Consider the following 793-nt stretch of genomic DNA (forward strand, 5'->3'; position numbering starts at 1 on the left):
GTGCAGGCGCTGCGCAAGACGCGGCTGATCAGCCTGGCCGAGCTGCGCGCCCACCCGGCGCTGGCGGAGATGCGGGTGTTGCAAAAAGGCAGCCGCCTGTCCATCACGCCGGTAGAGGCGTCTGAGTGGGGCTATATCACCGAAGTGCTGATGCAGGGCGGCTGATGCCCGTTGGTGAGCGGCGGCCCAAGAACGGTCACAAGCTGCGCTCGGCCGACACATGCCCCTTGTCGGCGTACATGGCCTGGTCCGCCGCACGCAGCAGCTCGAACGTGGTGGTGCCATCGCGGGGGTAAAGAGCGGTGCCGACGGCGGCCGACACGCTCACCACGCGGCCCTCACCCAGATCGATGGGCTGCTCGATGGCCGCCATCACCCGGCGCAGCGCCTGGTCCACCTCGGCCGGGTCCTTCACGGCGGTGAGCACCAGCACAAATTCGTCACCACCGATGCGGGCCGCTGTGTCGTTGCCCCGCACCTGCTTCAGCAGGCGGCGGGCGGTAACCTTGAGCACCTCGTCGCCCATGTCGTGCCCGTAGCGGTCGTTGATGGGCTTGAAGCCGTTGAGATCGAGATAACACACTGCCGCCTGGGTCTGGGTGCGGTCGCTCAGGGCAAAAGCCTGGGCCATCCGGTCGGCCAGCAGCAGCCGGTTGGGCAGATGCGTGAGCCCATCGTGGAAGGCGATGTGCTCCACCTGCTCCTGGTACTGCTTCATGGCGGTGATGTCCTGCATGAGCCACAGCGACTCGCCCTGCCCCTCCAGCAGCACACCGTTGACGTCGATCCACAC

The 793-nt window shown here is 67.0% G+C and carries 2 protein-coding genes; one reads left to right on the forward strand and one right to left on the reverse strand.

Going from position 1 to position 793, the window contains the following annotated elements:
• A partial coding sequence (locus DBR23_RS18535; protein ID WP_146191371.1) for an EVE domain-containing protein occupies window positions 1-165 on the forward strand: 165 nt, incomplete at its 5' end.
• A gap of 31 nt (window positions 166-196) precedes the next feature.
• Here DBR23_RS18535 and DBR23_RS18540 read toward each other — a convergent pair.
• On the reverse strand, window positions 197-793 hold a 597-nt coding region (locus DBR23_RS18540), incomplete at its 5' end, for a GGDEF domain-containing protein (RefSeq protein ID WP_158276471.1).

This window comes from Acidovorax sp. HMWF018 (genome assembly GCF_003061035.1).
Lineage (GTDB): Bacteria > Pseudomonadota > Gammaproteobacteria > Burkholderiales > Burkholderiaceae_C > Acidovorax > Acidovorax delafieldii.